The following is a 24,352-nucleotide window of genomic DNA, read 5'->3' as shown; positions in this document are numbered from 1 at the left end:
CGACCGTACGACAGAGGCGGCACCCCCTGGCTTCGGGGGTGCCGCCTCTTCTCGTGTACGGGCGTTTCGAATCGCCGCTGCGCGACTCGCTCAGAGCTGCGCGTCGGCGTACGCGGCGAGCGCGTCGCGGACGAACGCCGCCCCCGCCTCGCCGCCGTAATTCGCCGCGAATCGCGGGTCGGCGACATACATCTCGCCCAGACCCCGCACGTAGCCCGCGACGTCGCCGCCCGAAGTCGCGGCGGGCGTGCCCGGTACGCTCCGGAGCCACGCGACGTGCCGACCGGCGAGCGCCTGCGCCTCATCGCCCGCGGCGGGGATGCCGCGCGTTGCGGCATCCTGCCATGCGGCGTTCAACGCCGCTGTCTGGGCGGCGAAATCGCCCTTCAGCGCCTCGTCGAGGCCCGTCCACCACCGGTCGGACTCGGCGTAGGCCGCCTCGCCCCACCGCTCGATGACCTCGTCCTTGTGCTGGGTGTGATCGAACCCGTCGAACATGTCCTTCGCCATGGGTTCCTCTCCTTTCTTCAGTGTGGTGATGGTCGACTCGACCGACGCGATCTGGCGCGTCAGTCGGTCCTGCTCGCTGCGCAGCCACGCGAGGTGCTGCGTCAGCGCGTCTTCGGTGGCCGTCGGCCGCGCGAGGATCTCGCCGATCTGCGGGATCGACAGCCCGAGCTCTCGCAGCAGCAGAATGCGCTGCAGGCGCACGAGCGCGGCACTGTCGTAGCGGCGGTAGCCGTTCGCGCCGATGCGCGTGGGGGCGAGCAGCCCCACGTCGTCGTAGTGACGCAGAGTGCGGCTCGTCGTACCCGCGATCTTCGCGACCTCTTGGATCGACCATTCGTTCATGTCATCCACGGTAAAGGTTGACGCCGCGTCAAGGTCAAGCCGCGATCTGCGCAGCGCGAGGGAGGATCTTGACAAACTCGCGATATATCGTGTTATGGTCGCTCCATCGCGATATATCTCGATTCGCGAACCTGACACAAGGAGAGAATCATGACCCGCGAGAAGTGGCTCATCAAGCCGGGCGAGACCCGGGTGATCGACCTCGACGACATCCGCAAGCTCAAGGCCGGACTCATCGGCGGCCAGATCGACATCGTCGGGCACGACGAGCCGGGCGTCCGCATCGAAGTGCACAGCGTGACCATCCAGGACCTGCGCATCGAGGCATCCGACGACACCGTCGAGATCGATCACCCCCAGCTGCGGTGGGACAACTTCCTGCAGGTGTTCCGGAACTTCGGCTCGGGCGGGCCCAAGGCTGAGATTTCGGTCGCGGTCCCCCGCGGCATCGCGCTGACCCTCGGCGTCGTGTCGGCGAGCGCTCTCGTCTCGGGCCTCGTCTCGGGCGCGCGCCTCAACACGGTCTCGGGCGACATCATCGTCGACGGGATGCAGGGCGACGTGACGGCGAATGCCGTTTCAGGTGACGTGCAGATCCGAGGACTCGACGGCACCCTGAGCGCCAACTCGGTCTCCGGTGCGGTCGCTGCGATCGGCGCCGTGCGGAAGGCATCCGTCGACACCGTCTCGGGCGACATCATGGTCGACTCGGCGGGCCGCGTCGACGCCATCGGTCTCAACACCGTCTCGGGAGAGAGCACGGTGCGCCTCGACGAAGACCTCCCGGCCAACTACGTCCTGCGCTCGGTCAGCGGACGCCTGCTCGTCGACGGCGTGACGCGGTCTGGTTCGGGTCCCTCGAACTGGGTCGCCTCGGTGGGTGAGCTGAGCGGCAGTTTCGTCGACCTGCGCGCGAACTCGGTGTCGGGAGCGATCACGGTGCTCCGCCGCAGCGCCGCCGTGCCGTCGGGTGCGTCCGACGAGGCGGTGGATGCCGCGGCATCCGCACCGGCCGTCGATCCGGCGCCGGCGGAGAGCGTGTCGGCCGAGCCCGGGCCAGGAGTCGAGTCCGCCCAGCCCTGGCAGACACAGCCCGAGCAGAGCGAGACCGACCCGACCGACCCCGCACGGGAGGCGTGAGCATGGCTCCCGTCTTCTCCCACGGCGACCTGCGGCTCTACCTGCTGAGCCTGCTCGACGAGTCGCCGCGACACGGCTACGACCTCATGCAGGCGCTCTCCGATCGCACCGGCGGCACCTACACGCCGAGCGCCGGAACCGTCTATCCACGGCTCGCGAAGCTCGAGGAGGAAGGCCTCGTCACAAAGACCATCGACGGCCGCAAGACCGTCTACGCGATCACCGAGGCGGGGCGCACCGAGGTCGCAGCGCGCTCCGGCGACCTCGAGGGGATCGAGGCGGGCCTCGCCGACAGCATCCGCCTCATCGCCGACGAGGTGCGCGGCAGCGTGCAGGAAGCCATGAAGAGTCTGCGCGCCGACCTCGCCGCCGCAGCGGCGGCGGACCGCGATACCTCCCGGCAGCGCGCCGCGAGCGCGACGATGCAGGAAGATGCCGCGCGCGCCGACTCCCGCGAACAGCTGCGCCGGGCCGAGGGCCTCGTCGGCGAGTTCCGCGCCAACGTCCGCGCCGACCTGCGCAGCCATCTGGCGCACGGCGGGGTCATCGTGGCATCCGTGGTCGACGACCTCAGCCGTCACCTCGACACCGCACTCGCCGAGCTGACCCGCTCGCTCCGCGGCTGAACCGCCGGTCGTCTGCCTGACCGCCCGTTCGCTTGCCTGGACAGGCGGTCAGGCGGTCAGGCGGGCGGGTCGGGCCAGAGGGCCTCGTCGTCGGCGGCGGGGTCCTCCAGCGGTACCACCAGGATGGGGCGCGACTGGCGGTGCGCCAGACGCGCGGCGACCGACCCGGTGAAAAACTCGCGGATCGACTCGCCGAGGCCGCGCCGCCGCGTCCCCACGACGATCAGGCGGGCCTGCGACTGCTCGGCGAGGTGCTTGAGCGCGAGCGCGGGGTCGCCCACGAGTTGCCGCACCGACCAGTCGACGTCGGCCGCATCGAGCACGGCGGATGCCTGGGCCCGCACCTTCTGCAGCTGCGCCTCGCCGGTCGCCGCGTCTATGTCGAGGGGAGCCGACTGGATGAACCCGTCGGGGTCTTCATAGGTGATGAATCGGGTGACGTCGACGTGCGCGACGATGAGCGGCGCGCCGAACAGCTTCGCGTACCGCACGCCCTCTTTGAGGACGCGCGAAGGCTGATCGGGGATCGCTCCCACGATGACTGCGCCCGCGGGCACCTCGTCGGATGCTTCGTCTGACATCTTTCGCTCCGCCCGCTCGCGCCATTCGTCCCGAGAACCGCGAGGGTCCGGGGGCCCCGTGTTATTCTGAATGCTACTCTTCCCGGCTGAAGAGCCGGATCGCGGATGCCTGGCGTATCACAGCGCTCGGCGGCGCGAATGCACCGGGTGAGGGCGAGCAGCAGCCGCACCGCCCGTGACGTCAGAAATGAGGGGGTCCCGCATGGGGCGTGGCCGTCAGAAGGCGAAGCACACCAAGATCGCTCGCGAACTCAAGTACGACACGTACAACGTGAACTACTCCGCTCTCGAGAAGGAACTGGGACACCACGAGGACGACCCGTACGTCGACAAGTGGGCAGACCAGTACGACGACGAAGACGAGGACGAGGACGCCGCGCGCGTCTGATCATCGCCGCGCGCCTCTGATCATCGGCGCGCGCTCACGTCCACGCGCGCTCGCTGCGCTTCTCCCACTCCTCCTCGATCGTGCGCGTGCGCGTCACGACGTATCCGGCAGGGATCGTCACGAGGAACAGCGCCCCGAGGACGAGGAGCGGGGCGACCCACCCTCCCGTCGTCTCGTGCAGGATCGCGAACGCGAGCGGGAAGATCGCCGCGATCGCGTACCCGACGCTCTGCGTGAAGCTCGACAGCGCCACGGCGCCCTCGTGCGTCCGCGAGCGACGCTGGATGAGCACGAGCACGCCCGGGAAGAGCCCCTGCGGCACGCCGAGCAGCACGACCCAGAGGATCGTCGCGGTCGTCGGCGCGAACACCATACCGAGCGCACCCGCGAGGCCGGTGACGAGCGCACCGACGTACATGAAGCCGACGCGCCCGGTGCGGCTGATGATCATCGGCACGAGCAGCGACCACGGCATCCCGAGCGCTCCGAAGAGGGCGAGCAGGGCGCCCGCGGCGGCATGCGAGACGCCGGCGTGCTCGACGAGCACCGTCGGCAGCCACGCGAAGCACGCGTAAACGGATGCCGACGAGACGGCGAACGACGCCGCGAGCGCCCACGCGAGCGGCACGCCGACGAGGCGGCCGAGCACCCGCGGGGTCGGCTCGTCGATGTCGATGTCGTCGTCGGTCTCCGCGAGCGCAGCCCCGGCACGGCGGTCGGTGCGCGCGGCCCCCGCCAGCATCGTGACCCACGGGACGATCGCGGCGAACGCGAACGCGGCCCACAGGCCGAGAGAGATGCGCCACCCCGCGGCCTCCGCGATGGGCACGGCCACCAGCGGCGGGACGAACGCGGCCACCGCGAGAAGCGCCGAGTACAGCGCCGTCATCGACCCGGTGCGGTCCGGGAAGTACCGCTTGATCAGCGGCGGCAGCACGACGTTCCCGACGCCGACCGCCGCGAAGAGCACCGTCGTGACGAGCAGCAGGCCCACGGCGTCGCCGACGAGCGCACGCCCCAGCATGGCCAGGCCGGCGACGACCATGGATGCCGCCGCCAGGCGCTCGAGACCGAACCGGCGCTCCAGCGCCGGCGTCACGATGCCGAACACCGCGAAGCACACCGGGGGCGCCGCCCCGATGAGACCGACGACCCAGCTCGGCACCGCGAAATCGGCGTTGACCTCGACGAGGATCGGCGAGAGCGACGCGACGGCCGACCGCAGCGAGAACGCGACGAGCACGATCCCGAGGAAAGCGAGGAGGCGTCCCTGCCAGAGGGGCCGCGGCGCCGACGATGAACCGCTGGAGGTCACGACTCCTGCGTGCCCTCGACCCAGGAGAGATACTCCTCGGTGACCGTGCCGGTGATGTAGCGGCCGTCGAAGCAGCTCATGTCGAGGTCTTCGACATCGGGCGCGCCCTCGAGGATCGCGGCCTTCAGGTCGTCGATCTCCTGGTAGACCATGTAGTCCGCGCCGAGCTCCTCGGCGATCTCGGGGATCGTCCGCCCGTGCGCGACGAGCTCGTGCCGCGAGGGCATGTTGATGCCGTAGACGTGCGGGTAGCGCACCGGCGGGGCGGCGGAGGCGAACGTGACGCTGAGCGCCCCGGCATCCCGCGCCATCTGGATGATCTCCTTCGACGTCGTGCCGCGCACGATCGAGTCGTCGATGAGAAGCACGTTCTTGCCCTTGAACTCGCTCGACATGGCGTTGAGCTTCTGGCGGACGCTCTTCTTGCGCACCGCCTGCCCCGGCATGATGAACGTCCGGCCGACGTAACGGTTCTTGTAGAAGCCCTCGCGGTACTCGATGCCGAGCTTGCGCGCGACCTGCATCGCGGCGGGGCGCGACGAGTCGGGGATCGGCATGACCACGTCGATCTTGTTCTTGGGGGTGTACTTCGCGATCGTGTCGGCGAGGCGGTCGCCCATGCGCAGGCGCGCCTCGTACACCGAGATGCCGTTCATGACCGAGTCGGGCCGCGCGAGATACACGTACTCGAACGAGCACGGCACGAGCTTCGGGTCGGCGGCGCACTGCTGCGTGTGGAGCTTGCCGTCGAGGTCGATGAAGACGGCCTCGCCCGGCTCGACGTCGCGGACGACCTCGAAGCCGCCGTTCTCGAGCACGAGCGACTCCGACGCGACGACCCACTCGTAGTGGCCGTCCTCGTGCAGGCGCGTGCCGAGGATGAGGGGGCGGATGCCGAAGGTGTCGCGGAACGCGAGAAGTCCGTAGCCGGCGATCAGCGCGATCGCCGCATACGACCCCTCGACCCGGTCGTGCACGCGCGAGACGGCCTGGAAGATCTGCGCGAGGTCGAGCTCGAGACCCGAGATGGATGCCTGCAGCTCGTTCGCCAGGACGTTGACGAGCAGCTCGGTGTCGGAGCTCGTGTTGAGGTGACGACGGTCGGTGCGGAAGAGCTCCTGCGTCAGCTCACGCGTGTTGGTGAGGTTGCCGTTGTGGACGAGGACGATGCCGTACGGCGCGTTCACGTAGAACGGCTGCGCCTCCTCCTCGCTCGACGCGGTGCCCTTCGTCGCGTAGCGCACATGTCCGAGGCCGATGTTGCCGAGCAGGGCGCGCATGTCGCGGGTGCGAAACGCCTCGCGCACCTGACCCTTCGCCTTGAAGAGGTGGAAGACGCCGTTCGGCTCGGCCGTCGCGATGCCCGTGGAGTCCTGCCCGCGATGCTGCAGGAGGAGGAGGGAGTCGTAGATCTCCTGGTTGACGTTCGCCTGCGAGGCGACGCCCACGATTCCGCACATTCTTGTGGATGAGTCCGTTTCTGCGCCCTGTGCCGCTGATGCCTATGTCGCCGAGGAGTACGTGCTCACGAGGCGCACGGCGCCGCCGTCGACGCCCTTGGCGCCCTGCTCGAAGTGGTCTCCGTCATCGTCCGGGCGCGGGCCTTCGTTGACGACGCCGACCGGCCAGGCCGCGATGCCCTCTTCGGCGAGCGCGCTGATCGCGGCATCCGCCTTCTCGGGGGCGACGACGGCGAGGAATCCGATGCCGAGGTTCCAGGTGCCCTCGGTCGCGGTCAGCTCGAGGCCGCCGAGGTCGGCGAGGACGCGGAAGACCGGGGGCGGCGACCAGGTGGAACGGTCGACCTCCACCCACGAGCCGACCGGAAGGACCCGCGCGAGGTTCGCCGCGATGCCGCCGCCGGTCACGTGGCTGAGCGCGTGGACGGCGCCCCCGTTCGTGTCGCGCAGCTGGCTGAGCAGGCGCAGGAGCGGCAGGGTGTAGAGACGCGTGGGCTCGAGGAGCTCCTCGCCCCACGTGCGGCCGAATTCGGGAGCGTACGCGCCGTAGCTGACGCCGACGCGCGCGACGATGTGACGGATGAGCGAGTAGCCGTTGGAGTGGGGGCCGCTGGATGCCAGGGCCAGTACGACGTCGCCGGGGCGGACGCGCTCGGCGCCGAGGACGTGGTCGGCCTCGACGACGCCGGTGGCAGCCCCTGCGACGTCGTAGTCGTTCACGCCGAGAAGCCCGGGGTGCTCGGCCGTCTCTCCGCCGACGAGGGCGGTGCCGGTGAGCTCGCAGCCCGTCGCGATGCCGCGGACGATGTCGGCGATCCGCTCGGGCACGACCTTGCCGCACGCGATGTAGTCGGTCATGAAGAGCGGCTTCGCACCGACCACGACGATGTCGTCGACGACCATGCCGACGAGGTCCTGGCCGATCGTGTCGTGCTTGTCGATCGCCTGCGCGATCGCGACCTTGGTGCCGACGCCGTCGGTCGAGGTGGCGAGGAGGGGCTTCGTGTACGCACGGAGTGCGGAGGCGTCGAAGAGGCCGGCGAAGCCGCCGACACCGCCGAGCACCTCGGGTCCGTGGGTGCGCCGGACGGCCGACTTCATCAATTCGACGGCGAGATCTCCCGCCGCAGTGTCGACGCCGGCTTCGGTGTAGGGGTTCTGTGGGGCCTGTGCCACGCGACCAGCCTACCGGGCCTCCGCAGCGCCCGGGGTTGCCTAGGATGTCGGCATGGCGGCGGGTGGACCGGAGTGGGTCGTGCGCGAGGATGCGAGCATCCCCGTGCTCGTCGCGCTGTATCTGCGCCAGGCGCTGGGCATCCGCTTCCCCGAAGAGCTGCCGCACCTGCGCGGCGCGGCGCCGACGGCATCCGATCCGGGTGAGGGCGAGAGCCGAGGCGCCGATGCCGACGCCGACGCCGACGCGCTCGCCGACGCGCTCGAGCGCCAGTGGCGCACCTATTGGGATATGACCGTCGAGCCCCTCGCGCACCGATCGACCGTGCCCCTCGACCTCATCGACGGCTTCGACACCTACGTCGCCCTGCCCGTCGAAGGCTTCGACGAGCTGGCCGCGGCCGTCGCTCCGCACGGCCCGGCCGCCGTCGCCTTCGCGAAGGGCGCGGCCGAGCGATATCAGGAGCGGGCGAAGTCCGAGGCACGTTCGGGCGGATCGACCTACCGCGCCTACGCCAGTGCGATCGCGCAGCACGAGCGCGCCGCCGGGCGCCGGGCGCACTCGTTCGAGCTGAACGTCCAGGTGCTCCCGTTCGAGCAGCGCGGCGTCTGGTGGATCGGCGCGCTCACCGTCGCGGTCACCGACGGCCTGCGCGGCGACATCGTCGCCTTCGACGCGGCGATCGCTCCCGTCATCGCCGAGCTCGCCTGAGCGGGCCGGCGGCAGCGCGCGGGCGGGCGCTCAGCCTGCGGCGGGATCGTGCTCGTCCTCGTGCTCGACGTGCTCGTGCTCGACGCGCACCTCGCGCGTGCGGCGCGAGAAGGAGCGGTCGAGCAACAGCGCGACGATGCCGCCGACGGCGAGGCCGACCGCGATGCCCACGAGGGCGAGGAAGCCGAACACCTGCCCCGTCGTATAGGTGATCTCGGTCGTCGCGCTCTTGTCGACCCCGTCACCGACCGCGAAGGTCAGAATCGCCGCGACGAGGATGCCGAGCAGCGCGCCCACGACGAGGAACACCGCGTACCGCGGGCTCCGGCGCACGCGCGCGGTCTCGATGTGGTGGGCGGTCGTCTCGGTCACCCGTCCATTGTCTCACCCGCCGATACGGCGCCCCACCCGCCAGGGGTCGCCCCCTACGGATGAGGAGGTGACCCCGGCCGCCGCGCGGTCACCCCGCTCGTCGCTGCCACGGCAGCACGCGCATCATGCTCATCGTCGATACGATCGCGACGCTGAGCGCCGCGCCCGCAGCCAGCAACGGCGGCACGAGGGGCGGGAGACCGCTCGTCGCGTCCGGCACCAGGCCGTCGCGCTGCGGTTCCGTCGTGATGGGCGCCGTCGCGGGGCCCAGGAACGCGGCGAGCTCCGCCTCCGGCGAAGGAGCCGCCGGCATCCGGATCGGATTCGAGGGGGCGGCCGTCGCGGGCGCCGCCTCGCCGCTCGAGGGCGGAGGCACGGTGACGGGCGCTGCGGCGTCGAAGCTGATGTACACGGGCGCGGCAACCTTCTTCGCGTCGGCGGCACCCCCGCTCGAATACCAGTAGGAGTGCTGGCCGGTCTGCTGCTGGAAGTCAACGAACGACTGCGGGAAGGCACCCCACGACGGGCCCGAGGTCACCTGAGGCGTTCCGGCGCGCGTGTCGATCCTCACCCCGAGATAGGCCGGAGTGACAGCGAAGCCCGCGGCTGCGCCCGACTCGGCGCCGCGGATCTCCGCGAGGACGATCTCGCGCGACGGGAGCTTCTCCCACTTCGAGTGATCGTCCATGTCGGCCCCGTGGCCGCTCGCGGTACCCGTGAGCCGCCCGTCGCCGCGCGCGTCGAGCGTCAGTACGGGGTCGCTGACGCTCCAGTAGGTCATGCCGCTGTAGTAGACGATGGTGAAGGAGCCGCTCCAGCGCAGCTGCAGGGCGCCGTCCCTGACTGTGCCGACCCCGCGGTCGATCACGACCTGGTTTCCCGAGGTGCTCGCCGTGGCGGTCGTCACGCGCCGGCCCTGTGCGTCGAGGCACCGGTTGGCGGTGCTCGCGACCGTCCATTCGCCGCTCGCCGTCGGCTTCTCGATGCGCACGGCGCCGTCTTGAGTGCGATAGAGCGGGATGCCGGCATCGGTCTGCCCTTCGGTCCACGAGTTGGGGCCTCCCGAATCGCCCGCGATCCCCGCACTCAGGAAGTTGCAGGTGCCGGGGGCGAAGGCTCCGCCTCCCGATTCGGCGTTGAGCGCCCAGCGCAGCTGCGCGTTGACGAGATCCCGGTCTCCCGTTCCCGGCGCCGCGGTGCCCTCGCCCTCGGGGACGGTCACGATGACGTCGTCCGGACCCTCGTCCGCGAGAGCGGGCAGCGGGGCCGTCGCGAGGCCCAGCGCGAAGACCGCGGCAGCGAGGCCGCGCGCGCATCGCTTTCGCCGGCGGATGCCGCGAGCCCGCATCATCGACCGGCTCCGACCTGCTCGGCATCCATCGTCGGGAGGACGGCCGTGCGATCGTCGAGCGCAGGCACGGATGCCGCGGAGACCACCGCGCCGGGTGCGGGGGCCTCCGTCGGCGCGGCGCCGACGGCACGACGCTGTTTGCGCCTGGCGCGTGCTCTGCCGATCGCGGTGACGATGCTCGCGATCACGAGCGCCAGAGCGAGCACGATGCACAGCAGCATGAGGATGAGAACCCACTGCGGAACCTCCTCGGCGGGCGCGGCAGGCGTCGCCGCCGTTCCGCCGGTGACGACGACCTCGGCCTCGGCGACAGCTCCCGACCCGGCCCCGCGGAGCGTGACCAGGTGCGTCCCGCTGCGGATGTCGCGGGGAACGGGCAGGGCCCCGGCCACCTCGCCCTGCGCTCCCGCCGTCAAGGGTCCCACCGCGGTCAGTCCGCCGTCGAGCGAGGCGACGACCTGCTCACCGGGCGCGAATCCCTGCCTCGTGAACACGACCGAGGTTCCCGCGGCGATGTCCGTCGTCTCGACGCCGAGCCGCACGGCTCCGGCCGCGCCGGCCGGAGCCGTAGCGGTCTCGCCGCCGTCGGCGTCGGCTGCCGGCGCCGACGCGAAGCTCAACGGGGTGAACGTCTCGTTGTTCGCGTTCTTGACGCCGTGCGCGCCGATCGTGATGATCCCGCACGTGACCTGCAGGCAGTCGACAGCGGTCACGCCGCCGTCGAGATCCTGGCTCTCGAACCGCGCCCCCGGGATGACCATGTCGATCGACCAGGAACCGTCGGCCCCCAGCACGCCGTTCGCGGAGCTCTCGGTCTGGCTGCCGGCGAACGAGATGAATCGCTGGTACCCCGCGTTGTCCGCCGATTCCGCGTCCGGCACGTAGCGATAGTCCGCACCGACGACGCCGCCCTGGCTGGGTCGCCAGCCGCCGCCGGCCGCGTCGTCGACCCACCCGAAGAGGACGTAGATTCCCCCGAATCCGTTCTGGATCGCCTGGAACCCAGAGCCCGACACCCTGACCTGGGTCGCGTACTCCGCCGACACCGTCGCCGAGCCGTCCGGCCCGGTGACGGTGACGCCGGCGGCGGCCCACGCCGGTGACGACACCGTCACGGCGCCGGCGACCAGGGCGATGCCCGCAAGAGCGGCGAATGTCGTGCGGGAGAGATGGTTCATGCGATGCGATCCTCGGTCTCGTCGGATTCGGGGGTGGCGGCCAGCACGAGCACTGTGCCTCGCGGGCCGTCGATGACGTCGATCGGATGCCGATACACGCGCGTCAGCAGAGCGGGCTCGAGCACGTCTCGAGGCGGGCCGGCGGCGATGATGCGGCCGCCGTCGAGCAGCGCGATCCGGTCGGCGTAGGCGGCGGCGAGCCCCAGGTCGTGCAACACGACGACGGCCGCGCCGCCCGCGGCCACCCGCGCACGGGTGCGAGCCAGCACGCGATGCTGATGCCGGATGTCGAGGCTCGCGGTCGGTTCGTCGAGGAGGGCGATCGCGCATTCCTGCGCATACGCCGATCGCGTTGACGGCGATCCCCGTGAGCACGAGGGTGACGACCTCGGTTCGCCCGTCCGCCCTCGCGGATGCGTAGACGACCACCGTCGCGACGAGCCCGCCGACGAAGGCGAGCGTCGGAAGGGTGAGCGGCCCGAGGAACGTCAGTCCGAAGACGATCGCAGAGCACGCCCCGACCGCGGCCCCCGACGAGATGCCGATGACGCCGGGCTCGGCGAGCGGATTGCGGAAGACGCCCTGCATGACGACGCCCGCGGTCGCGAGGGTCGCCCCCACGAGAATCGCCATGAAGATCCGCGGCATCCGGATGAGCCACAGCGTCGCCTCGCCGTTGACGTGCTCCATCGCGGCTCCCGGCGGGAGCGTCAGTGCGGGCATCCCCATCGCGCGGACGGCGTCGTTCCAGGCGCGGGCGAACGCGCCGACCACCTGGTCGGGCGGAATCGTCAGCTGCCCCGTGCCCGCCGAGACGACCGCGAGCGCGACGAGGGTGATCGTCAGTCCGACGAACACGCCCGAAACGAGTCCCCTCCGGGAGTGCCGGCGCACCGGCGCCGTCGTCGCGGGTTCGGCGACGACGGCGGGCGTCACGACGCTCACTGCGCCTCTTCCGGCGCATACACCGCCACGGCGAGCGCATCCAGCACGCTCGCGGCCGCCGGTCCGAAGCTCAGGACGGTCGTGTCGGACATGTCGACGATGCGCCGGTGGCGACCGGCATCCGTCTGCGCGACGGCGGGCAGGTGCTCGACGAGTCCGTCGACCCCTCCGACGGACTCGAGTCCCTTCGTCATCATGATGAACAGGTCGGGGTTCGCGTCGACGAGCGCCTCGTCGGTCACGGGGCGCATGCCCTGCCAGCCGATCTCGCCGGCGACGTCGACGCCGCCCAGCGCCTCGATGAGACTGTCGGCGCCGGACTCCTCGCCGAACAGGTAGTACACGCCGGACTGCCCGCGCGCGTAGAGGAACATCATGCGCAGCTTCTTGTCCGGGTCGGTCGGTGCGATTTCGGCGATCTGAGCGATCTTGTCGTCGACTGCGGCCGTTGTCCGGGCGGCGAGCGCCGCGCCGCGCTCCGGCACGCCGAGCGCCGCGGCGACCTGCTCGGTGAGCGAGCCGATCGAGTCGAGCGAGCGATGCGCATCGACGACGACGACCGGGATGCCGGCGTCGCGCATCTGCAGGATGGTGTCCCACGGGCCGAGACTCGTGTCGGTGAGGATCACCGTCGGCGCGGCCGCCAGGATCGCCTCGGCGTTCAGGTCGTGACCGTTCTCGGTCACGACCGGCAGATCGGCGATCTCGGGGAACGCGCTCGAGGTGTCCCGCGCGACGACCTGGTCGCCGAGCCCGAGCTCGAACACGATGCGCGACAGCGAGCCGTAGATGTCGAGCGTCAGAATGCGCGACGTGTCGATGACCGTGACTGGTGTGCCCTGGGCGTCGACGACGGATGCCGGAAGGGTCTGGGAACCGTCCGTGATCGGGTCGATCGCCGCGGACGCCGCGACGGCTGTCGACGGGCCGTGCCAGGACAGCGGATCGGCGAGCGGAGTGACGTCGGCGAGGGCCGGCGTCACTGCGCCCTCGGCCGCGCCGTCGCCCGCCGTGGGGCTGCAGGCGCTCAGTACGCACACGACGGCGAGCGTCGCGGCAAGCAGGCCGAGGGTCTTCGGCATCCGTCGGGGCATCGGTATCCTGTCCGTACTTAGGTTAGCCTTACCGAATTGTTGCGTTGGAATCTCGCTGCGTGGTTAGGTAAGGCTTGCCTATCCTTACACATTCGATCCAATGTACGCGCCCGGTTCCCGCAGCCGTCGCACATCTTCGGGAAGGCACGTCACGAAGGCAATGAACGTGGACTCTTCCACCATGCGTCGACGAGGGTGGGGCCGCCCGGCCGCAGCCACCGCGACAGCAGCAGCACTTGTCCTCGGGGGTGTCCTGGCCGCCGCGCCGGCCACAGCCGCCGGGACGACGATCGACGATGCGGTCTTCCGCTGGGGGATCAGCGCGGAGGCGAACGCCGCCGCATACGCGCCGGGCACGTACAACCTGCTCAGCGCGGGAATCGTCAGTGCGACCTCGTCGAGCGACCTCATCACCGCGACGAACTGGAAGCAGAGCGAAGGCGATGTCAGCGTCCTCAAGCTGCAGAGCGACGGCAGCTACGCCGACGCGACGTTCGCGGGTCTGCGCACCAATGCGGCCGGGACGGTCATCTCGACCTCGAACGGCCTCAACTCGGGCCACGTCGTCGAAATCGCGAACGGAACCGGAACGGTCGACCCCGCCGCCGGCACCGCCGAGATCCAGTGGACGGGCACGTTCACCTCGGCGTTCTACTCCGGGATGACGCGTGCGTGGATCACCGATCCGCATCTCAGCGTCGCCGCGAACGGCACGGGCACGGTCACCGCCACGCTCGGCGGCTACCGCACCTCGATGGACGACACCAGCCTCTTCGAATCCATCACCCCCGCAGAGAACGTGGTCATCGCGACGCTCACCGGCGTCGACGTCACCGCGACCGGCTTCACCGTGACGCCCGACTACCTGGGCAAGACCGTCAACACCGGTAGCGGCACCCCCCAGGTGACGACGGGCCCGAACTTCGGCGCCTTCCCGCAGTCGTTCGTCGACTTCCAGGTGCAGACCGGCCAGTCGAGCTACTGGTACTCGTCGGGCGGCGCGGCCGACGCACGCAAGCCCGCCACCCCGCTCGCCGTCTCCTACACGGCCGCAGCCGTGCCCGCGACGCCCACCGTCACGGTGTCGAAGACCACGGGGCTCACGAAGGGCGAGACGGTCACGGTGACGGGCTCGGGCTTCGTCGCCTCCGCACCCGCCACGAACGGCACCCGACCGCCGCTCGCCGGCACCTTCGGCGGCGCGTACGTCGTCTTCGGCAAGTTCCCGCAGAACTGGAAGCCCTCCGCCGGTGTCGCGAGCTCTGCACGCACCGTCATCTCGCAGAAGTGGGCCGTCCCCGCGGCGAGCGTGGCGACGATCGGCGGTGCCGGCTCCGGTGCGATCGAGCTCGCTCCCGACGGCACGTTCTCGACGGAGATCACGCTGTCGCCGACCGACGCGCAGGCTCTCGCGGCCGGCAACTTCGGCATCTACACCTACCCGGGCAGCGGCGCCGCGTACGCGCCGTTCGAGACGTACACGCCGCTGACGTTCGCGGACGAGTCGACCGTCGTCGTCGAGGTTCCGACGTGGGTCGACAACCCGTCCGGCTCGTTCGGCTGGGCGTTCGCCGGTACGTCGCCGGCCGACCTCGGCACGGCGACGCAGGAAGGCGACAACTTCGTCGCCTCCGGCTCGCTGACGAACATCGTCGTCACCGACACGCGTGCCGGCGGAACCTCGCCGTACACGTGGAGCATCTCGGGCCAGGCCGGCACGTTCAGCTCGACCGGCGGCGCGTCGTTCTCGGGCGGTCTGCTCGGCTGGACCCCCAAGATCGTCGCCGGCGGCGCCTCGGTGTCCGCGGGGGCCGAGGTCGCCTCGACCCGACTGGGCGGCGCGGGCCTGGGCTCGTCGCGCGTACTGGCATCGTCGACGGCAGCCGCGACCGCGACGGTCGGAGCCGATCTCGATCTCGTCATCCCCGGCACCACCGCCGCGGGCGACTACACGAGCAAGCTCACCATCACCGCACTCCAGTGAGTGCGTCGGGGCCCCGGCACGACGCCGGGGCCCCGGCATCCGACCCCCGAAAGCCAGCCGTGACCGATTCCGCTCCCCACCCGCCGCGTCGCCGGCGCGTCCTTCTCGCTTCCGCCGTCCTCGTGGCCCTCGGTCTCACGGGGGCGTTCGCCGTCGGGACTGCCCCCGCACGCGCCGACGACTCCGCCGGCGGCGTCGCGTGGTCGGTGCGCACGGCCGACAACGCGAACGGCAACGCTCGCGCGAACTTCATTTACGACGTCGATCCCGGCGCCGTGATCGAGGACGCCATGGTCGTCGTCAACACCGGCACCGAGGCCCTCCCCCTCGCGGTCTACGCGGCGGACGCATTCACGGCATCCAGCGGCGAGATCGACGTCGTCGTCGACGGCACGCCCTCCGTCGACGCGGGGACCTGGGTCGACGTCACGTCTGCGACCCTCGAACTCGCCCCGGGCCAGCAGACCGAAGTGGCCTTCACGATCACGGTGCCCGCCGACGCCCGGCCCGGCGATCACGCCGCGGGCATCGTCACGTCGCTCCAGACGACGGATGCCTCGCAGTCACTGTCGGTCGATCGACGGCTCGGCACGCGGATCAATCTCCGCGTCGCGGGCGAACTCGCGCCGGCCGCGGCCGTCTCGAACGTCGAGGCGTCCTACACGCCGTCATGGAATCCGTTCGCGCCCGGCGTTCTGACGATCTCCTACGCGCTTGAGAACTCCGGGAACACCCGCATCACGGGGCTGGAGACCATCGCGGTCGCCGGGCCGGGGGGCCTGTTAGGGACCACCTTCGCCCCGACGCAGCTCGCCGAGGTGATCCCCGGCTCGACGATCGAGGTCGCGACCGAGGTGCCGACCCTCTCGCTCGGCTGGCTGAGCGGATCTGCCACGGTGACTCCGGAGGGAGTCGGTCTCGGCGCCGGATCGGTGGCCCCCGTCGCGATGGAGTTCTCGATCGCCGCGGTGCCGTGGAGTCTGTATGCGCTGCTCCTGCTCGTCGTCGGCGCTGCCGTCTTGGTGGTGGCGCTCATCCGCCGTCGCGAGCGGCGCCGGACGGCCTCCTCTGCGTAACAATCGGTGCGGAAAGCAGGCTCAACCGTTCGACCGGGCCCGATCGGCAGCGCGAGGTGCCGATCGGGCCTGCTTTCGACGCGCCGGCGCCGCCCCACGCGCACCGGTCCCGCCGGTGCAGGTCACGGCCGCAGCGGAAGGAGCGCCGAGATGTCGGCGCGGGTGCCCGAGGCGGCGATCCGGCCGGCGGCCGCGGCATCCGCCCACGCCTCACCGCCGGTGGCGAGCGCGATCCAGGTCGCCGCGTCGGTCTCGACGACGTTCGGCGGGGTGCCGCGCGTGTGCCGGGGGCCCTCGACGACCTGGACGGCGCCGAAGGGCGGCACCCGCACCTCGACCGTGTTGCCCGGCGCCTTCTCGACCAGCAGCTGCAGGAGATAGCGGACCGCCGTGGCCGTGTCGGTGCGGCTTGCGGGGGCGGCATCCGGGCTCGCGGCGGCCCCGGCGACGGCAGCGAGCGCCGCCCGCCCGTCTCCCGTGGTGATCTTCCGCGCCATGGGTCCACGCTAGCCGTACACAACTCAGGCAGAACCGCCCCCGGCCGGCGGCTCCGGGGCCCACGGCACCGTTCTGCCTGAGTTGTGTCACCGCGCCGGGGCCGCAGAGCGCCCGCGGCCGGCGTGCCGTATTCAGTCTCGGCGTGCGCGCGACCGGTCGCGGTCCGCAGAATCCCGCGGCGCGCCGTCACCGCCCGAACCGTACAGACTGAAGACGGAACACGAACCCCGCCCGACCCCGTCGGTAGGCTGGGCGCGTGCGCATTCTCGTCCTCGGTTCCGGTGCCCGCGAGCACGCCATCATCCTGTCGCTGAAGGGCGAGGGCGGGCACGAGCTGTTCGCCGCGCCCGGCAACGCGGGCATCGCGGGCGACGCCACCATCGTCCCCGGCCTCGACGCAAACGACCCGGCCGCCGTGACCGGTTATGCCAACGAGGCGCAGATCGATCTCGTGATCATCGGACCCGAGGCGCCGCTCGTCGCAGGGGTCGCCGATGCGCTGCGCGGACGGGGCATCCCCGTGTTCGGGCCGGGAAAGGCGGCAGCGCAGCTCGAGGGCTCGAAGTCGTTCGCGAAGCGGATCATGGATGCCGCGGGCGTCCCGACCGGGCGCGCCACGCGCGCCACCACCCGCGCCGAGGTCGAGGCCGCGCTCGACGCCTACGGCGCCCCTTATGTCGTCAAGGCCGACGGCCTCGCCGCCGGCAAGGGCGTCATCGTCACCGACGACCGCGACGCCGCCCTCGCGCACGCCGACACCTACCTCGCGACGGGCGCCGTGCTCGTCGAAGAGTTCCTCTCCGGCCCCGAGGTCTCGCTCTTCTTCGTCAGCGACGGCGACGCCGTCCGCGCCCTCACCCCCGCGCAGGACTACAAGCGCGCACTCGACGGCGACGAGGGCCCGAACACCGGCGGCATGGGCGCCTACTCGCCCCTCCCCTGGCTCGCGGAGCGCTTCGGCAGCGAAGAGGCCTTCGTCGACGAGGTCACCCGCACCGTCGCCGAGCCCGTGATCCGCGAATTGGATGCCGAGGGCACCCCGTTCATCGGACTCCTCTACGCCGGGCTCATCGTCACGGGCGAGGGCGACGACACGCAGATCAAGGTCATCGAGTTCAACGCGCGCTTCGGCGACCCCGAGACGCAGGTCGTCCTCGCGCGCCTCACGAGCCCCCTGTCGCGCCTGCTGATGTCGGCGGCGAGCGGCATCCTCGAGGACGAGCCGGCGCCGACGTTCGCCGACTTCTCCGCGATCACGGTCGTCCTCGCGAGCGAGGGCTACCCCGAGTCGCCCCGCACGGGCCGCGAGCTCCACGGTCTCGAGGCCGCGGCCGAGACTCCCGGCATCCACATCGCCCATGCGGCCACCGAGGAGCGCGAGGGCATCCTCGTCGCGACCGGCGGACGCGTGATCAACGTCGTCGCGACGGGTGCGTCGTTCGCGCAGGCGCGCGAGCACGCCTACGCGGCGCTCGATGAGATCTCGCTCGACGGCGCGCACTTCCGCACCGACATCGCCGCGCGCGTCGCCGACGCCTGATCCCCGCGCCCGGCCCCACGGTCGCGGCGCCTCCCCCGCCCGCGAGACCGCGCAAATGTCACGATCCGGCGTCCGGAAGCGTACATTTGCGCGGTCTCGCGGTCAGTGGGGGCGCTACAGCCGGGCGTACTCGTCGATGTCGGCGAGGAAGTCCGACACCGCGTCGGGCGACACGGTGGCCTTCGTCGCGCCGAGCGCCGCGAGGTACTCCCCCGTCGTGAGCATCGCGTGGGTCCCGTCGTCGCCGGCTCGGAGCGCGCGGGCGAGCGCCTCCTGCGACGCGCGCCGTGCGGCGTACTCGATGTCGGCCGGGGTGAGGCCCGCGCTCGCGTTCACGAGCGCCGAGATGTCGATGCCCGCCGTCGACTCGCTCGGAATGTAGCGGCTCCAGATCGCGAAGCGCGCCTCGTCGTCGGGCAGCCCGATCGGGATGACGTAATCGAAGCGCCCGTGCCGGAGGAACGCGGCATCCAGCGCTCGTACGAAATTCGTCGCGCAGATGAGGATGCGCCCCTCGCGCTCACGGAACTCCGCGACGAGCTTCAGCAGCTCGTTCGTCACCCCCTGCGTCGGCGACGGCGGCACTCCTCCGCGGCGCGACGCGATCTCCTCGACCTCGTCGATGAAGACGACGGCGTGATCGAGCGCGTCGATCCGCTCGAAGGTCGCCCGGAGCGCGCCGGCGAGTCCCGCGGACGTGTCGGCGAGGCGCGAGGGGAAGACCTCGACGAACGGCCAGTCGAGGCGGGATGCCACGGCTTTCGCGAACGTCGTCTTTCCGGTGCCGGGAGGGCCGAACAGCATGACCGCGCGCGGCGGCACGACGCCGAACCGGTCGGCCATGTCGGGACGCGAGAGGGGCGTGACGAGGCGCGCTTCGAGGAGGTCCTTCTCGTGGCGCATGCCGCTGACGTTCTCCCAGAGGTGGCGGGGCAGCACGCGGCCGCCGACCTCCTTGAGCTGGTCGAGTTCGCGGCGCTGCACCGGCATCCGCCTCTCGAGGTATCGCAGCGGGTCGCGCACCTCGAACCCGTTCGCCGTCAACGCGGCGAGCGGCTCCTGCTCCTCGGCGAGGAGGATCGACAGCTTCCCGAGACCGAGAGGCGCCATCCGGCGTTCGAGGGCGTCGAGGAGGCTGCCCGACACGTGCTCCGCGCCCGGCACCCCGGCCATGCCGAAGAAGACGATCCACCCCTGCGCGTGCGCCGCGCGCCCGACCGCGACTCCGACGAGACGGTCGTCGCGCGTGGCGACGACGGCGTGGTCGGCCTGGCACGAGGCGATGACCTCGGCGAGCGAGTAGACGGGGTTCTCGTCGTCGCCGTTGAGCTCCTCCCAGAGGCGCACGACGGCTTCGAGATCGTCGTCATGGAAGTCGCGCACCTGCGTTCGGCTCACACGGTCATTGTGCCCCAGCCGCGTCTCCGCCCGCGAGACCGCGCTCCCCCCGCCCGCGAGAGCGCGCTCCCCCGCCCGCGAGACCGCACACATGTCACGATCCGGGGCGCGGAAGCGTACATATGCGCGGTCTCGCGGGGACGGAAGGGCGAGAAGAGGCGCTCAGCGCCTCGCAGGGAGGTGCGCGGGGCGTTCCATGAATAGGACCGCGACCACGCCGACGAGCAGCACCGCCGCCGGCAGCAGCATCGACTGGGCCATCGCCGACGAGAAGCCCGACACGACGGCATCCGGCAGGGCGCCGCCGCCGAACTCGCCGACCCCGGCATCGGCGAGCCCGGGCAGGTTCGCCTCGAGCCGCGCCTGCATGAACCCGGCGATGGATGCCGAGCCGAGCACCGAGCCGATCGTCCGGGTCGTGTTGTAGATGCCGGCTCCGGCGCCCGCCTGGCGCGGCGCGAGGTTGCGCGTCGCGGTCGTCGCGAGCGGCCCCCACATGCCGGCCTGCGCGATGCCCATGAGCGCCGAGGGGAGAAGGAACTCCCACGTCGCGGAGCTCGGGTTCATGAGCGCCGCGTACCAGAACAGCGAGACCGCGGCGAGGAAGAGTCCGGGGACGAGCAGCGTCCGGGCATCCACCCTGTCGAGCACGCGCCCCGCGATCGGCGCGAGGACGCCGGAGAGCACCGCCATCGGGATCAGCAGCAGCGCCGACTGCGTCGGGGTGAGCCCGCGCGCGAGCTGGTAGTAGAACATCATCGGCAGCGACATCGCGGTAACGGCGAATCCGACGGTGGCGATGCCGATGTTCGCGACCGAGAAGTTGCGGTCGCGGAACAGCTCGAGAGGAACGAGCGGCTCGCTCTTGGTGCGCGCCTGCTCCCACAGGAACAGCGCGAGCAGCACCACACCGCCGGCGATCATCCCCCACACCCACGGCGCCCAGTCGAAGCGCTCGCCCTCCTGCAGCCCGAAGACGATGAGGAAGAGGGATGCCGCGGAGAGGAACACGCCGACCAGGTCGAACCGGTGCGGGTGGGTCGGAAGGGCGGGAACGAGGATCCAGGCGAGGACGAAGCCGACGATCCCGACCGGGATGTTGACGAAGAAGATCCACTCCCACCCGAGGCCGTCGACGATGAGACCGCCGGCGAGCGGGCCGACGAGCGTCGCGACGCCCGCCGTCGCGCCCCACAGCCCCATCGCGGCACCGCGGTTCGCGGGCGGGAAGGTGCGCGTGATGACCGCCATCGTCTGCGGCGTCATGAGGGCCGCGCCGAGGCCCTGCACCGCACGGAAGACGATGAGCATCTCGAGCGTCGACGACAGTCCGCACCCGAGGGACGCGATCGTGAAGATCGCGAGGCCGACGAGGTAGACCTTCTTCGGACCGAAGCGGTCGCCGAGACGGCCGGTGATCAGCAGCGGCACGGCGTAGGCGAGGAGGTAGGCGGAGGTGACCCACACGACGTTGTCGAGGTTCGCGGTGTCGGGGTCGAGCGCGGCCTTGATCGCCGGGTTCGCGACCGACACGATCGTCGTGTCGACGAGGATCATGAAGAACCCGATGACGAGCGCCCAGAGGGCGGGCCACGGGCTGTGCGCGGGGGTGGATGCCGCAGCGTCGGATGCCGGAGCGCTGGATACCGGAGCGTCGGATGCCGGAGCGTCGGATGCCGGGGCGCTGGATGCCGCGGCATCCGTGCGGTGTGCGGTGGGATCGGTCATTGCCGTGCGGCCTCTCTCTGAGCCAGGTAACGGTCGGTCTGTGCGTGAGCGCCCCAGACGAAGTCGGGGTGGGCGAGGCGTTCGAGGAACCCCGCGAGCCAGTCGTGCTCGGCGGCCAGGAGCGCGCCCTGCCGCTCGACCTCGATGAGGTACTGCTCGAAGGTGCCGCCGTCGAGGGCCTGCGCGCGCCCGCGCACGTGCACGTCACGCGCCTCGGCGAGCGCGGCGAGACGCGTCCGCAGGAGGGCGATCGTCTCCGCGCGCGAGAGGTTGTGCGCCTCGGACAGGGCGACGCGGAACTCGGTCGGCCGATCGAGCACGGGAAGCTCCCGTCGCACCCATTCGGTCACAGCGTCGCGGCCGGCATCCGTCAGCGCGTAGGTCGTGCGCTCGGGGCGGTTGCCGTCGCGGTCGATGCCGACCTCGGCGAGGAGCTCCTGCCGTTCGAGCCGGGCGACGGTGTGGTACATCGTGCCGTTCGTGATCGGGACGATGCGATCGTCGTGGCGCTGGCGCAGCAGGCGGATCATCTCGTACGGGTGCATGTCGTCTTCGCGCAGCAGCGCGAGCACCATGACCCCGAGCGGGGTGAGGCGCGCGACGGTGTCCCTCAGACGTCCTCCCGTGTGGTCCGTGTCGACTAGTCCATGTGGACTATACACCCCATGCGTGTCTCAGCGCGTCCTGTCTCAGAGGGTCCTGTCTCAGAGGGTCCTGTCTCAGCGCGTCCGTGTCTCAGCGCGCCCTGTCTCAACGCGTCGCCGACCCGCCGGTGGGCGCGGTCGCCGTGTCGACGCGCACCACGAGAGATGCCGTGAACCCGCCCGTCGCATCCCCCGTCACGGTCGCGACCTGCAGTGCGCCACCGTCGTCACCGAAGACGTTGTCGGTCGCGAGGCTCACGTTCGCGAGGTTCCGCGCCGACCCGTCGTAGGCGGCGAGCGCGTAGACCGGCCCCAGCATGCTCTCCGGGAAGGCCAGCTGCGAGGTCGCGATCGCGTTGCCGGAGTCGGTGATCTGCGAGACCGACGGGTAGACCTCGAAGTGGATGTGCGGCCAGCGGCCCGAGTAGCACCCGGGGACGATGGAGGTGAAGGTGACCTGGCCGTCGGCATCCGTCACCTGCACGCCGCGGAGATACGTCTCGTTCTCGATGCCCGACGAGTACATCGAGTAGCGGCCCTGCGCGTCGCAGTGCCAGGCGTAGACGGCGACGCCCGCGAAGGGTGCGTCACCGTTCGCCATGTCGGTGAGGCGCAGGGTGAACCGCAGCGGCGCGCCGTCGGCGGTCGCGCCTCCCCCGATCGAGGTGCGGAGGTCCTGGCGCACGATGCCCGACTGCTCGAGCACGTCGGGGCCGTTCGACCCGTCGCCGGGGTAGGGTCCGGCGGTCTCGTCGGGGATCTCGCCGGCGGGGAGCGCGACCGTCGCGGCAGGCGTGGGGGTGGGCGTCGCGGTCGGGGTGGGGGTCGGGGTCGCGGTGCGGGTCGCCGCCGGGGTGGCCGCGGCATCCGCCACTGCCGAGCACGCCGCGAGCGCCACCGCTCCGAGGCCGAGGCCGGCGATGCCGAGGATCCCGCGACGCGACACGAGGGTCATCAGGTCGAAGCCGGCGCCCTGGTCGACGACCTCGTCGTCGGGCCGGTCGAGGGGTCGGCCCTCGTAGCGGGGACCGTCGGGGGTGTGTTCGGGTTCGGGAGTCATGCGACCAGCATCGGCCCGGCGCCCAGGCGTCGCCGCTGGGGCACCTATGCGTCGCCGATGGATGAGAATCGCCGTCCGGTTCGCAGGAGATCTCGTATCGTCGGCGGGCGGTGGCCCCGGTTCGTGCGGGGCGTGCGCCGCCCGGAAGACGAAAGTCCTGCGAACCGAACGCGCGGCGCGGAGCACCGGGATGCGGCACCGGCCGCGCCCGGCGGCACGGCGACCTGGCCGCCCCGGCGCCACGGCGACCCGCGATAATGGTGCGGTGACGGATGCCCTCGATCTGCCCGGCTGGACCCACGTGTACTCCGGGAAGGTGCGCGACCTGTATCGGCCCGCAGACACCCCGGATGCCCCCGACCGGATGCTCGTCGTCGCGAGCGACCGGGTGAGCGCGTTCGACCACGTCTTGAGCCCCGGCATCCCGGACAAGGGTGTGCTGCTGACGACCCTCAGCCTCTGGTGGTTCGACCAGCTCGCCGGCGCCGACGGCGGACCGCGCATCCCGAATCACCTCGCCCCCTCGCATGTCCTCACCCTCGGCCCGGACGGCGAGGCGAACACCGCCGACGACCTCGTCGACCTCATCCCGCCCGCCGTCGCCGGCCGCGCGATGGTGGTCCGGAGCCTCGACATGCTGCCGATCGAGTGCGTCGTCCGCGGCTACCTCACCGGGTCGGGCTGGAAGGAGTACCGCGCCGAGGGCACGGTCTGCGGCATCTCCCTCCCCTCCGGCCTCGAGGACGGCGACCGCCTGCCCGAGCCGATCTTCACCCCCGCCTACAAGGCGCCGATGGGCGAGCACGACGAGAACATCTCGTTCGCCCGGGCCGAGGAGCTCGTGGGCGCAGAGCGTGCCGCAGAGCTCCGCGACCGGTCGCTCGAGACCTATCGTCGCGCCGCTGCGACCGCCGAGGCGAAGGGGCTCATCCTGGCCGACACGAAGTTCGAGTTCGGACTCGACGCGGACGGCACCCTCACCCTCGCCGACGAGGTCCTCACGAGCGACTCGTCCCGGTACTGGGATGCCACCGCCTGGGCGTCGGGGACGACCCCCGCCGAACGCATGGCGAGCTTCGACAAGCAGATCGTCCGCGACTGGCTCGCCGCGCACTGGGATCCTTCGCGCGACGGCGAGGGCACCCCACCCGAGCTCCCCGCCGAGATCGTCGAGCGCACCGCGGCGAAGTACCGCGAACTGCTCGAGAAGCTGACCTCCGACACCGGCGCGCGCTGA

The 24,352-nt window shown here is 71.2% G+C and carries 22 protein-coding genes and 2 pseudogenes; 8 read left to right on the top strand and 16 right to left on the bottom strand.

The features are described 5' to 3' along the window. Window positions 1-90: 90 nt before the first annotated feature. Entirely contained in the window at window positions 91-852 is a 762-nt protein-coding gene (locus ACRVYW_RS08600; protein ID WP_431803638.1) for a MerR family transcriptional regulator, read from the bottom strand. A 150-nt stretch (window positions 853-1,002) separates the two neighbouring features. Between ACRVYW_RS08600 and ACRVYW_RS08595 the strand changes: the two are divergent. Further along, window positions 1,003-1,839: pseudogene (locus ACRVYW_RS08595) on the top strand (DUF4097 family beta strand repeat-containing protein); the annotation flags it as partial. 155 nt (window positions 1,840-1,994) lie between these two features. Continuing rightward, window positions 1,995-2,618, top strand: a complete 624-nt coding sequence (locus tag ACRVYW_RS08590; protein WP_431803636.1) for a PadR family transcriptional regulator — start codon at window positions 1,995-1,997, stop codon at window positions 2,616-2,618. A 56-nt stretch (window positions 2,619-2,674) separates the two neighbouring features. On the opposite strand, the gene ACRVYW_RS08585 is transcribed toward ACRVYW_RS08590, so the two are convergent. Beyond that, window positions 2,675-3,199 carry a universal stress protein gene (locus ACRVYW_RS08585; RefSeq protein WP_431803634.1) on the bottom strand — a complete coding sequence of 175 codons (525 nt, stop codon included), beginning with the start codon at window positions 3,197-3,199 and terminating at the stop codon, window positions 2,675-2,677. A 202-nt stretch (window positions 3,200-3,401) separates the two neighbouring features. On the opposite strand from ACRVYW_RS08585, the gene ACRVYW_RS08580 reads away from it, so the two are divergent. Continuing rightward, window positions 3,402-3,587, top strand: a complete 186-nt coding sequence (locus tag ACRVYW_RS08580; protein ID WP_431803632.1) for a DUF3073 domain-containing protein — start codon at window positions 3,402-3,404, stop codon at window positions 3,585-3,587. A gap of 34 nt (window positions 3,588-3,621) precedes the next feature. Here the strand turns inward: ACRVYW_RS08580 and ACRVYW_RS08575 are convergent, their stop codons facing one another. Genes ACRVYW_RS08575 through purM form a run of 3 tightly spaced genes read right to left on the bottom strand, consistent with a single transcriptional unit; the run spans window position 3,622 to window position 7,538 of the window. Beyond that, window positions 3,622-4,902, bottom strand: a complete 1,281-nt coding sequence (locus ACRVYW_RS08575; protein WP_431803630.1) for a CynX/NimT family MFS transporter — start codon at window positions 4,900-4,902, stop codon at window positions 3,622-3,624. Further along, window positions 4,899-6,362 (bottom strand): amidophosphoribosyltransferase, encoded by a 1,464-nt coding sequence (gene purF, locus ACRVYW_RS08570; RefSeq protein WP_431803628.1) that lies wholly within the window; start codon window positions 6,360-6,362, stop codon window positions 4,899-4,901. The genes ACRVYW_RS08575 and purF overlap by 4 nt, the downstream gene beginning before the upstream one ends. 42 nt (window positions 6,363-6,404) lie before the next feature. After that, window positions 6,405-7,538: a phosphoribosylformylglycinamidine cyclo-ligase gene (gene purM / locus ACRVYW_RS08565; protein WP_431803626.1), complete on the bottom strand. Its 1,134-nt coding sequence runs from the start codon at window positions 7,536-7,538 to the stop codon at window positions 6,405-6,407. Window positions 7,539-7,590: 52 nt separating this feature from the next. On the opposite strand from purM, the gene ACRVYW_RS08560 reads away from it, so the two are divergent. Next, the gene (locus tag ACRVYW_RS08560; RefSeq protein ID WP_431803624.1) at window positions 7,591-8,247 is read left to right on the top strand and encodes a zinc-binding alcohol dehydrogenase; all 657 of its coding nucleotides are present in this window, start codon (window positions 7,591-7,593) and stop codon (window positions 8,245-8,247) included. Window positions 8,248-8,277: 30 nt separating this feature from the next. Here the strand turns inward: ACRVYW_RS08560 and ACRVYW_RS08555 are convergent, their stop codons facing one another. From ACRVYW_RS08555 to ACRVYW_RS08530, 6 genes and pseudogenes are all read right to left on the bottom strand, one after another. After that, entirely contained in the window at window positions 8,278-8,619 is a 342-nt protein-coding gene (locus tag ACRVYW_RS08555; protein WP_431803622.1) for a potassium transporter Trk, read from the bottom strand. 88 nt (window positions 8,620-8,707) lie between these two features. Continuing rightward, window positions 8,708-9,970: a hypothetical protein gene (locus tag ACRVYW_RS08550; RefSeq protein WP_431803620.1), complete on the bottom strand. Its 1,263-nt coding sequence runs from the start codon at window positions 9,968-9,970 to the stop codon at window positions 8,708-8,710. Continuing rightward, complete coding sequence (locus ACRVYW_RS08545; protein ID WP_431803862.1) at window positions 9,967-11,148, bottom strand: hypothetical protein; 1,182 nt, start codon at window positions 11,146-11,148, stop codon at window positions 9,967-9,969. Before ACRVYW_RS08545 ends, ACRVYW_RS08550 begins: the two co-directional genes overlap by 4 nt. Next, on the bottom strand, window positions 11,145-11,417 hold the full coding sequence (locus ACRVYW_RS08540) for a hypothetical protein (protein WP_431803860.1): 273 nt from the start codon (window positions 11,415-11,417) through the stop codon (window positions 11,145-11,147). The genes ACRVYW_RS08545 and ACRVYW_RS08540 overlap by 4 nt, the downstream gene beginning before the upstream one ends. 136 nt (window positions 11,418-11,553) lie before the next feature. Continuing rightward, window positions 11,554-11,922, bottom strand: a pseudogene (locus ACRVYW_RS08535) (iron chelate uptake ABC transporter family permease subunit); the annotation flags it as partial. Window positions 11,923-12,089: 167 nt separating this feature from the next. Beyond that, window positions 12,090-13,187: a heme/hemin ABC transporter substrate-binding protein gene (locus ACRVYW_RS08530; protein ID WP_431803618.1), complete on the bottom strand. Its 1,098-nt coding sequence runs from the start codon at window positions 13,185-13,187 to the stop codon at window positions 12,090-12,092. 166 nt (window positions 13,188-13,353) lie between these two features. On the opposite strand from ACRVYW_RS08530, the gene ACRVYW_RS08525 reads away from it, so the two are divergent. Next, window positions 13,354-15,171, top strand: a complete 1,818-nt coding sequence (locus ACRVYW_RS08525) for a hypothetical protein (protein WP_431803616.1) — start codon at window positions 13,354-13,356, stop codon at window positions 15,169-15,171. Between the two features lie 59 nt (window positions 15,172-15,230). Beyond that, window positions 15,231-16,247 carry a WxL protein peptidoglycan domain-containing protein gene (locus ACRVYW_RS08520; RefSeq protein WP_431803614.1) on the top strand — a complete coding sequence of 339 codons (1,017 nt, stop codon included), beginning with the start codon at window positions 15,231-15,233 and terminating at the stop codon, window positions 16,245-16,247. 122 nt (window positions 16,248-16,369) lie between these two features. On the opposite strand, the gene ACRVYW_RS08515 is transcribed toward ACRVYW_RS08520, so the two are convergent. Then, window positions 16,370-16,744, bottom strand: a complete 375-nt coding sequence (locus ACRVYW_RS08515; RefSeq protein WP_431803612.1) for a sterol carrier family protein — start codon at window positions 16,742-16,744, stop codon at window positions 16,370-16,372. Between the two features lie 257 nt (window positions 16,745-17,001). Here ACRVYW_RS08515 and purD point away from each other — a divergent pair, with 257 nt between their 5' ends. Further along, window positions 17,002-18,285, top strand: a complete 1,284-nt coding sequence (gene purD / locus ACRVYW_RS08510) for a phosphoribosylamine--glycine ligase (protein ID WP_431803610.1) — start codon at window positions 17,002-17,004, stop codon at window positions 18,283-18,285. Between the two features lie 114 nt (window positions 18,286-18,399). Here the strand turns inward: purD and ACRVYW_RS08505 are convergent, their stop codons facing one another. The 4 genes from ACRVYW_RS08505 to ACRVYW_RS08490 all read right to left on the bottom strand — a co-directional run bounded on the left by ACRVYW_RS08505 (window position 18,400) and on the right by ACRVYW_RS08490 (window position 23,115). Beyond that, complete coding sequence (locus ACRVYW_RS08505) at window positions 18,400-19,683, bottom strand: ATP-binding protein (RefSeq protein ID WP_431803608.1); 1,284 nt, start codon at window positions 19,681-19,683, stop codon at window positions 18,400-18,402. A 162-nt stretch (window positions 19,684-19,845) separates the two neighbouring features. Then, a complete protein-coding gene (locus ACRVYW_RS08500) occupies window positions 19,846-21,411 on the bottom strand; it encodes a DHA2 family efflux MFS transporter permease subunit (RefSeq protein WP_431803606.1) in 1,566 nt (521 codons plus the stop codon). Next, entirely contained in the window at window positions 21,408-21,986 is a 579-nt protein-coding gene (locus ACRVYW_RS08495) for a PadR family transcriptional regulator (protein WP_431803604.1), read from the bottom strand. The genes ACRVYW_RS08500 and ACRVYW_RS08495 overlap by 4 nt, the downstream gene beginning before the upstream one ends. A gap of 175 nt (window positions 21,987-22,161) precedes the next feature. Then, window positions 22,162-23,115 (bottom strand): intradiol ring-cleavage dioxygenase, encoded by a 954-nt coding sequence (locus ACRVYW_RS08490; protein ID WP_431803602.1) that lies wholly within the window; start codon window positions 23,113-23,115, stop codon window positions 22,162-22,164. 265 nt (window positions 23,116-23,380) lie between these two features. Between ACRVYW_RS08490 and ACRVYW_RS08485 the strand changes: the two genes are divergently transcribed. Further along, on the top strand, window positions 23,381-24,352 hold the full coding sequence (locus ACRVYW_RS08485; RefSeq protein ID WP_431803600.1) for a phosphoribosylaminoimidazolesuccinocarboxamide synthase: 972 nt from the start codon (window positions 23,381-23,383) through the stop codon (window positions 24,350-24,352).

It is taken from the genome of Microbacterium sp. bgisy203, from assembly GCF_965345155.1.
Lineage (GTDB): Bacteria > Actinomycetota > Actinomycetes > Actinomycetales > Microbacteriaceae > Microbacterium.
The sequence above is the reverse complement of the archived record's forward strand: the minus strand, read 5'-3'. Positions and strand labels throughout refer to the sequence as shown.